Annotated in this window: 7 protein-coding genes; all 7 read left to right on the forward strand. The window is 72.6% G+C overall.

Annotated features, from left to right (window positions below; all coding sequences use genetic code 11):
* The 7 genes from KDL01_RS16730 to KDL01_RS16760 are packed head-to-tail and all read left to right on the forward strand — an operon-like array spanning position 1 to position 9,360.
* Complete coding sequence (locus KDL01_RS16730; protein WP_212529435.1) at positions 1–231, forward strand: phosphopantetheine-binding protein; 231 nt, start codon at positions 1–3, stop codon at positions 229–231.
* On the forward strand, positions 231–1,643 hold the full coding sequence (locus KDL01_RS16735; protein ID WP_212529436.1) for an AMP-binding protein: 1,413 nt from the start codon (positions 231–233) through the stop codon (positions 1,641–1,643). The genes KDL01_RS16730 and KDL01_RS16735 overlap by 1 nt, the downstream gene beginning before the upstream one ends.
* On the forward strand, positions 1,640–2,674 hold the full coding sequence (locus tag KDL01_RS16740) for a hypothetical protein (protein ID WP_212529437.1): 1,035 nt from the start codon (positions 1,640–1,642) through the stop codon (positions 2,672–2,674). Before KDL01_RS16735 ends, KDL01_RS16740 begins: the two co-directional genes overlap by 4 nt.
* The gene (locus KDL01_RS16745; RefSeq protein WP_212529438.1) at positions 2,671–3,945 is read left to right on the forward strand and encodes an ATP-grasp domain-containing protein; all 1,275 of its coding nucleotides are present in this window, start codon (positions 2,671–2,673) and stop codon (positions 3,943–3,945) included. Before KDL01_RS16740 ends, KDL01_RS16745 begins: the two co-directional genes overlap by 4 nt.
* Positions 3,942–5,846, forward strand: a complete 1,905-nt coding sequence (locus KDL01_RS16750) for a N,N-dimethylformamidase beta subunit family domain-containing protein (protein ID WP_212529439.1) — start codon at positions 3,942–3,944, stop codon at positions 5,844–5,846. The genes KDL01_RS16745 and KDL01_RS16750 overlap by 4 nt, the downstream gene beginning before the upstream one ends.
* A gap of 26 nt (positions 5,847–5,872) precedes the next feature.
* Positions 5,873–7,615, forward strand: a complete 1,743-nt coding sequence (locus tag KDL01_RS16755) for an ABC transporter transmembrane domain-containing protein (RefSeq protein ID WP_212529440.1) — start codon at positions 5,873–5,875, stop codon at positions 7,613–7,615.
* A complete protein-coding gene (locus tag KDL01_RS16760) occupies positions 7,612–9,360 on the forward strand; it encodes an ABC transporter ATP-binding protein (RefSeq protein WP_212529441.1) in 1,749 nt (582 codons plus the stop codon). The genes KDL01_RS16755 and KDL01_RS16760 overlap by 4 nt, the downstream gene beginning before the upstream one ends.
* Positions 9,361–9,391 lie beyond the last annotated feature (31 nt).

Consider the following 9,391-nt stretch of genomic DNA (forward strand, 5'->3'; position numbering starts at 1 on the left):
ATGACTCCCGAGGCCATCGCCGAGGTCTTCGGCTCCGTGCTGGACATCGACGACGTGCTGATCGACGACAGCTTCTTCGACCTCGGCGGCAGCTCGTTCTCCGCGCTCACGCTGGTCTCGAAGCTCAAGCAGGCCTCCGGCCGCCCGGTGCGGCTGCGCGACGTCGTGCGCGAGCCGAGCCCGCGCGGGCTGGCCGACGCGATCGCGGCACTGCCCCCGGCGGAGAGCTGATGATCACGCTCGCCGAACACATCCTTCGGCGCGCGGCGCGCAGCCCGCAGGCCCCGGCCGTCGAGGGCGCGGTCCGCTGGAGCTACGGCGAACTCGCCGAGCGCGCCCGACGGCTCGCCGAGGAACTACGGGAGCTGACACCCGAGGGCTCGCTCGTGGCCTCGGAGGCGGCCTCGGCGCACGCCGGAGCCGTGGCGCTGCTCGCGGCCGGTTCGGCGCGGCGGGCGCTGCTGCCGGTGGAGACGACGTACCCGGAGGAGTACCGCGAGGGCGTGCTGCGGGACGCGCGGGTCGCCGCCGTCCTGCGCGAGGACCCGGACGGCGAACTGTCGGTGGCCGTGCCCGGGCTGCCGGACGCGCGCCTGGGCATGCGCGGGATCGCGTACGTGCTCTACACCTCGGGCTCCACGGGCCGGCCGAAGGGCGTCGTCGTCTCGCACGAGGCGCTGCTGGCCCGGACGACGGCGCTGCCGATCACCCCCGGCCTCACGCCCGGGGAGTCGATGCTCGCCCTGTCCGCGCTCTCGTTCGACATCTCCGTCGCCGAACTGCTGCTGCCGCTCTACGTCGGCGGCCGCATGGTCTCGGCCCCGCCCGGGGCGCGGCGCGACCAGGAGCTGTTCCAGGACTTCGTCGAGGACTGCCGACCCGACGTGCTGCAGGCGACGCCGAGCTACTGGCGGCTCGCGCTGGCCTGCGGGTGGAAGGGGGCGCCGGACGCCAGACTGTGGAGCGCGGGCGAGGCGTTGACCGAGTCCCTCGCCGCCGATCTGCTCCCCCGCTGCGCCGAGCTGTGGAACGTCTACGGCCCGACGGAGACGACGATCTACGCCACTGCCACCCTGGTGCGCTCGGCCGAGGAGATACGCCTCGGCGACCCGCTGCCGGGGACCGGACTGCTGCTCGCGGAGCCGGAGGGCGAGATCGTGCTGTACGGCACCGGTCTGGCCGAGGGCTATCTGGACCGGGACGAGCTGACCGCGGAGCGCTTCCCGGTCCTGGAGACGCCCGACGGACCGCGGCGCTGCTACCGCACCGGCGATCGGGGCAGGTTCCATCCGGACGGCGGTCTCGAGTTCCTCGGCCGACTCGACGACCAGGTCAAGGTGCACGGAAACCGGGTCGAGCTCGGGCATGTGGAGTCGGTCTTCGAGTCCTGCGAAGGGGTGCACGAGGTGGTCGCCCTGCTGCTCGACGCGGCGGAGCCGGAGCAGCCCTGCCTCGGCGTGGTCGTGGTGGCCGAGCCGGATGTGACGCGCCGCCGGCTGCGTGAGCACGCTCTGCGGCTGCTGCCCCGGCCGATGATCCCCGAGCAGATCATCGTCACCCACGAGCCGCTTCCCCGTACCCCGGCCGGGAAGGCGGACCGGGTCGCGCTGCGCGGGAGGTACGCGCCGGGGAACGAACGGTGACGCACGCCGAATTCCTCGACAGCCTCGCCGGTGTGGACGCGGGCGCCTTCGACGCACTCGGCGCGCAGGTCGTCCCGGCCACCTGCCACGAGCGTCTGCTGCGCTTCGAGGCCGACCGGCGCTGGCGGGCCGGCTATCTGAGCGTCACCGCCGAAGACGGGACACTGGTGGCCGCGGTGCCGTTCCACCACACCACCGCGCCCCGCTGGCCGGACCCGGCCTACGACCCGCGCTCCTGGGGATTCGATGCGTCCGAGGTCCCAGGCTCCTACCTGTTCGTCGGCGGCGTCACCGATCTGCGCGCGGACCTGCACGTCGAGGACGCTCGGATCCGCGAGACCCTGCGGAAGCTGGCCCAGCGCGCGGCGGGCGACGGGCAGGCCCTGTGCCTTCCCTATGTCGGCGAGGGAACGCACACGCAGGTCTCGGCGGCGCTCGGCGACCTCGTGCACTGGGTCGCCCTCGGCGAGGAGGCCGACTTCTCGCACCACCTCGGGCCTGAGCCCGAACCGCTGGGATCGCGGGTGCGCGGGGTGTTGAACCGCGATCGGCGGCTGATCGAGAAGGCTCAGGTCGAGACGGGGATCAGTACGTGGCCCGCGGTGGCGTCGCACGCGGCCGAGGTGATCGCGGATCACAACGACCGCAAGGGAAAACCCGACCATCCCGAGTTCGTGGAGCTGCGCTACGAGGAGTGGTGCGCGTTCGAGTCGGTGGAGGTGCTCGTCTTCACAGCCAGAGCGGCCGGGTGCGCCGGATATCTCACCGCGTTGCGCCGCCGCGGCGGGCTCGACCTTCACCTCCAGGAGATCGGCCTGACCGGGCAGGAGGGGCCGGAGCGGATCGCCGTGTACGTGAGCCTGCTGTATCACCAGCCGATGGCGTTCGCGCGGGACCAGGGGCTGCGGGTACTGACCGCGGGGATCGCCGCCCGCACTCCGAAGGCCTCGCGCGGCGCGCGCTTCCGCCCGCTCTACGGAGGGCTGATGGACGCGGCCGCGGTCCGCGCCTTCGCCGGGGCGGCGGCGTGACGGAGTCGGTCGGTGTTCCCTATGCCCCGGGCGGGGCCGCGATGCTGCCGGACCTCTACCGGGCTTCGCTCGGGGTCTGCGAAGTCGTGATTTTGTTACGACGCGAGCACGTCACGGCCGAGCCAGAGCTGCTCGACGCGGCGGAAGACCTCTTCGACAGAGTCCTGACGGTGGACGCGGACTGGGTCCAGCATCCGCCGACGGATCTGGCCGGCCTGGTGTGCTTCAACGACGAGTACGTCGACGCGGTGGACACGGCGCTCGGGCGGGACCCGGCCGCATGGGACAAGCTGCGTCAACGCGAACTGCTCGCCCGCGCCGACGCGACCCGGATACAGGCGCGCGGCGTCGACTCACCCGAGGATCTGCGTGCGGCGGTCGCGGAACTGCGCCTCCCGGGCGTGCTCAAGCCTCGTCGCGGCGTCGGCGGAGCGGGCGTGACGTTCCTCGACTCCCCCGCGCGGCTCGAGGATGTCGCGCGGACCCGCCGGGCCTGGTCCGGACTGCTCTACGAGCAGCTGATTCCGACCGGTCGGCATCCTTCGGGCGTCGAGTGGCTCGCCGACCACGTCTCGGTCGAGACCGTCTCGACCGCGGCGGGCCGTCATCACGTCGCAGTCTTCGACAAGCTGCCGGTCTCGATCACTCCGGGCGGCGGCCCCGACGGCTGCAACGCGGTGAGTACCACCGGCAGCCTCGGGCCGAGCAGGCTGCCCGAGGAGCGCCGCAAAGCCGTGCTGGACTGCGTGGATCATGCGCTCGACGCCCTCGGCGTGACCTGGCGAGTTACCCACACCGAGGTGCGCGTCACGCACGATCGGGTGGAGGTCATCGAGGTCAACGGGCGCGTCGGCGGCCACGTGCACCGGCTGCTGCAACGTCTGCACGGCCCTGACCTGCTGCGCGCGTCGCTGTGCTGCGCCCTCGGCCGCGAGCCGGAAGACCTTGCATCGGTCCCGAGCGGCCACGCCGCCGCGTTGTTCCCGGTGTTCTCCCAGCGCAGCGGCCCGGTCCGGTCGAAGGTGCGCCGCGCCGAGGTGCAGCGGCTGCCCGGAGTCGTCGCCGTGGACGATTTCGCCGATTCCGGCCGAGCGCGCGAGGCCGACGGGTCGCGCGTCGCGACGTTGCGCATCGAGGCCGAGGACCAGGCCTCACTCGACCAATACGTCTTCGAGACCTGCGACGGGCTCGCCGCGCTCTACGCCTCGGACGGCCTGCCTGATGAGCCGTGGTTCGCACAGTTCGCCGGGCGAGGAGGAGATCGACCATGACCTACGCCGCGTACGCGTGCTCGACCTCTGTGATCCAGGGTGGCGAACTCGAGTTCCGACTTGTGCCCGGAGCCGATCCGCTTCCGCCCGGCCGGAGCGTGAGCATCGTCGACATCGCCCGGGACGAGGTGCGCGGCACCTTCGAGGTCGCGGAGGAGTGTCTCCGCCTTCGTATTCCGCGCGAGTGGCCGAGCAGCCTCTACCGCGCCGACTTCGGCCCCGAGGGTGGCTCGGTCTGGTTCGTGGTGCGCGCGGCCGAGCCGGCCACCGCGGCCCGCATCCTGGTCTCGATCCCGTTCACGACCTGGGAGGCGTACAACCGCCGAGGCGAGCCGGGCCAGAGCATCTACTGGAGCGAGCAGCCCGACCGCGCGCACCGGGTGACCTTCGACCGGCCCGGCGCCGATCCCGATCCGCAGGGCTGGGAGGAGGACGTGGCGCGCTGGCTCGCGCGCACCGGGCACGACGCCGACTACTGCTCCAACATCGACCTGCACCGCGAGCCCGGGCTGCTGCGCGGCTACCGGCTGCTGATGTGCGTCGGGCACGACGAGTACTGGTCCTGGGAGATGCGCGACGCGGTCGAGGACTTCGTCACCGGCGGCGGCAATCTGGCGATCCTGAGCGGCAACACCTGCTGGTGGCAGATCCGGCTCGAGGACGACGGGCGCACCATGGTCTGCTACCGCGATCCGGTGCTCGACCCCGTCGCCGCCACCGATCCGCGCCGGGTCACCACCGAGTGGTCCAGCCCGCTGATCAACCGTCCGGAGAACACGCTGACCGGACTCGGCTTCCGCCGCGGCGCCGGATGCTGGACCTCGTTCGCGCACTTCGCGCACGAGACCTACCGGGTCGCGTTCGCCGACCACTGGGTGTTCGCCGGCACCGGCCTGCGCGACGGCGACCGCTTCGGCCGCGGCGCGGTCGGTTACGAGGTGGACGCGGCCGAGGTCGAGTGGGTCGGCGGCGTGCCGCGCGCCACCGGCCGCGACGGCACTGCCCCGTCCTTCACCGTGCTCGGCACGGCCGATCTGCGGCACTGGCGCGAGTACGGCCAGGCCGGGCAGAGCACCGTGGGCGTGTTCGACCTCGGCGCCGGCCGCGTGTTCAACACCGGGAGCATCGGCTGGGGGCCAAAGCTCAGCGACCCCGTGCTGCACCGCATCGTGGACAACGTGGTGCGCCGGTTCACCGAGCCGCGCGACGACTCGCGCTGGGAGGCGCTCGGCCCGGCTCCGGAGCTGACCGCGATGACCGCCTCGGGGACGCGGCTGTACGGCGTGGACGCGGACGGGGCGCTGTACACCCGCGAGATCTGCCCGCAGAACCTCCCGTGGACGGCGGTGGAAGGCGAGCCGGCGCTGGAGACCGTGGCGCTGGCCGCTCCTCGCGAGACCATGGGCGGACTTCCGCAGGGTCTTTACGCGCTCGACCGCAGCGGAGAGATCCGTTACCGGGACGCCGAGCCGGAGCCGGCGCCGTGGACCGCGCTCGGCATGGCGCCCGCAGGCTGCACCACCTTGGCCGCGTGCCACGAGGGCCTCTACGCCACCGGCGCCGGGCGGCTGTATTTCACCGCGTTCGAAGCGCTGGCGAAGTCCGGCGCGGACGCACAGTGGACTGACATCGGGCAGACCCCGCAGCTCACGTCGCTGTCGTCGGTGAACGGAAGGCTCTACGGGCTCACCGAGGACGATTTCGTCGTCAGCAGGCTGCCTTCGCTCCACCCGGAGCCCTGGACTTCGCTCGGCGCCGCCGACGGCAGCCGCATCCTGGCCGTGCACGCCGGCGTACTGCTCGGCTACGCCGCTGACCGCACACCCCGGCTGCGCTCGCGGCCGGTGGTCGGCCCGGGCATCGCGGTCGAGACCCTCCCGAGCAGACCCTCCCATGAGTAAGACCCCCCATCAGAGAGAGAAGAGCGATGGCACGCACCTATCCGCTCCCTGACGAGCGGATACCGCCACTGACCGGGAACGCGGCCCGCACGCCGCACGGGTTCATGCTCTGGGTCGCCCGCATCCAGGCCTCGTCGATCGCGCTCGGCGCCGGCTGGGGCTCGGTGTGGATGCTGGGCGTCGGCCTGATCCCGGCCGCGGTGGGGCACGCGGTGGACCGGGGCGTGGTGCCGCGCGACGGAGCCGCGGTGCTCGGCTGGAGCCTCGGCATCGTGGGGATGGCCGCGGTGATCGCGTACGCCGGGGCGCGGCGGCACTACAACGCCGTGACGAACTGGCTGTCCGCCGCGTACATCGTGCTGCAGCTGCTCAGCCGTCAGGCCGTACGGGTCGGCGCGGGGCTGCCGAGCATGATCTCCTCGGGCGAGGTGGTCGCGATCGGCGCCGGCGACGCGGAGTCGATGGCGAACTTCTTCGACGTGCTCGCGCGCCTGGCCGGCAGCACGGTCACGGTCGCGGTGGTGGCCGTCATCATGCTCGACGCCTCCTGGCGGGTCGGCCTGGTCGTGCTGATCGGCGTTCCGGTGACGATGGCGCTCACGGCGTGGCTGCTGCGCCCGCTGCAACGGCGCCAGGAGCGCTACCGGGAGCAGCAGGCGGAACTCGGCGGGCAGGCCGTGGACATCGCGCAGGGAATCAGGATTCTGCGCGGCATAGGCGGGGAGACGGCGTTCGCCGAGCGGTACCGGCGCACGTCCGGCGAGGTGCTCACCAGCGGGCTGCGGGTGGGCCGGATCGAGGCGCTGATGGCCGGGCAGGCGGTGCTGTTCCCCGGCCTGCTCTCGGTGCTGGTGACGTGGCTGGCCGCGACGTACCTGGCGCACGGCGAGATCAGCGCCGGGCAGCTGGTCGCGTTCTACGGGTACACCGCGTTCCTCACCCTGCCGATGGCGATCTTCAGCGAGGCGATCGGGGCGCTCGCCGCGGCCCGGGTCGCCGCCGCGCACATCCTCGGACTGATCACGCTCGAACCCGTGGTGGCCGACCCCGAGACGCCGCTCGACCCGCCCGAGCCCGGCGCCGACCTCACCGACCAGGAGACCGGACTGCGCATCCGCGTCGGCGAACTGCTCGGCATCGTATGCGCCGATCCCGACGAGGCGGCGCCGCTCGCCGAGCGTCTCGCCCGCTACCGCGACGGCTCGGTCACCCTCGGGGCCGCTCCGCTCGACCGGCTCGCGCTCGCGACCGTGCGGGAGCGGATCCTGTTGCTGCGCAACGGCGACCGCTTCTTCCCCGGGACGCTGCGCGCGAGCCTGTCCGGCGCCACGCCTCATACGGACGCGGAGCTCGAGGCCGCCCTGCACGCGGCCGCTGCGGACGACGTACTCGAGGGCCTCGGCGAGGGACTCGAGAGCGAGGTCGCGGACGCCGGGCGCAACTTCTCCGGCGGGCAGCTCCAGCGGCTCCGGCTCGCCCGGGCACTGCTGGCCGGCCCCGAGATCCTCATCGCCGTCGAGGCCACCAGCGCCGTGGACACGCTGACCGAAGTACGCATGATCGAACGCCTCGCCGCCTACCGGGAGGCTCGCGGCACGGTCGTGTTCACCACGAGCCCGCTCGTCCTCGATCGCTGCGACCGCGTCGTCTTCCTGCGCGGCGGCCGCGCGGCCGAGGGCGGCCACCGCGACCTGATGACCGCCGAGCCCACCTACCGTGCGCTCATCGCCCGCGAATCCGCCCAGGAAGACGAAGGAGCACTGCGGTGAGCACCGAACCGCTTCCCGTCGCGGACGGCCCCGCACTGCGCGGCCATCTACGAGCCCTGACTCGCTCGCACCGTCCCCTCGTCACCCGCCTCTTCCTCGCCTCGATCGCGGCGACCGTCGTGGGCCTGATCGGACCGCGCATCCTCGGCGACATCGTGCAGGAGGCTCTCGGGCGCGCGTCCGTCAGCCGGATCGACCGCCTCGCCCTGCTCCTGCTGCTGTGCGTCCTCGCGCAAGCGCTGCTCGCCCAGGTCGGTTATCTGACCGCGAAGCGATTCGGCGAGACCGCGCTCGCCCGGTCGCGGGAGGGCTTCGTCACGCACCTGCTCGGCCTGCCGTCGGCCAGGATCGAGCGAGCCGGCACCGGCGACCTGGTGGGCCGCGCGTCCCGGGACGTCGAAGGGCTGCGCCTGACCGCGCAGCAAGGCGTGCCCACGGTGCTCAACGCGGGCGCGACGGCGCTGCTCACCCTGGTCGCGCTGTTCATCCTCTCCCCCCTCGAAGGCGTCACAGCCCTCCTCACCACCCCGCTCGTCATCCTCGCGGTGCGCCGCTACCTGAGCCGCTCGATGGCCGCGTATCTGTACACGAACAGCTGCTACGCCCAGCTCGCCGACACGCTCACCGCCACCGTCGAGGGCTCCGCCGCCATCGAGGCCCTGCGCCTGGGCCGGACCCGGATCGACGCGGCCGACACGGAGATCGGCGCGAGCTACCGCTCCGAACTGGTCACCCTCGGCCTGCGCCTGAGACTGTTCCCCGTCGCGGAGTTCGCGCTGGTGGCGCCGGTCGGCCTGATCCTTCTGGTCGGCGGGTACGGATACACCCGCGGATGGCTCGACGTCGCCCAGATCACCGCAGGCGCACTCTACGTTCAGCAACTCTCGTTGCCGGTCAACCAGCTGATGGACTGGCTCGACAAGATCCAGACCGGCGGCGCGGCCCTGGCCCGACTGCTCGGCGTCGGCCTCGTCCCAGCCGAGGGCGGCGGCGACGCGGCGCCCCCGGCCGAGCACGCCGAGCTCGCCGCCAGCCAGGTCGGCTTCTCCTACCGCCCCGGCCACGAGATCCTGCACGACATCGACCTGACGATCCGTCCGGGCGAGCGCCTAGCCGTGGTCGGACCCTCCGGCGCGGGCAAGTCGACGCTCGGCCGACTGCTGGCCGGTATCAGCACCCCGTCTCGCGGCCAAGTGACCCTCGGCACGGTCCCGCTCGAGCGTCTCTCCCACGAGGACCTGCGCCGCCGCGCGATTCTGGTGACGCAGGACCAGCACGTCTTCGTCGGCACCCTGCGCGAGAACCTCGAACTGGCCCGCCACGGCGAAGGCGACGAGGCGCTGTGGGCGGCGCTCGAAGCGGTCGCCGCGGCCGAGTGGGCCCGGGCGCTGCCCGACGGCCTCGACACCAAGGTCGGCAGCGGCGCAACGGAGCTCAACCCCGCGCAGACCCAGCAACTCGCACTCGCCCGCCTGGTGCTCGCGGACCCGGACATCCTGGTCCTCGACGAGGCGACGGCGGCGCTGGACCCCACCTCGGCGCGAGACCTGGAACGCTCGCTCGCGGGCGTGCTCGAGGGCCGCACGGTGATCTCGATCGCGCACCGCCTCAACACCGCCCACGACGCCGACCGGATCGCCGTGATCGACGGCGGCCGGATCACCGAGCTCGGCACCCACGACGAGCTGCTGTCCGCGGGTGGCGGCTATGCCGCGCTGTGGCGTTCATGGCATGGTCAAAGCTGAGATCCACTGCCCCACCGCCCCACTGCCCCAC

The organism is Actinospica durhamensis, from assembly GCF_018139695.1.
Lineage (GTDB): Bacteria > Actinomycetota > Actinomycetes > Streptomycetales > Catenulisporaceae > Actinospica > Actinospica durhamensis.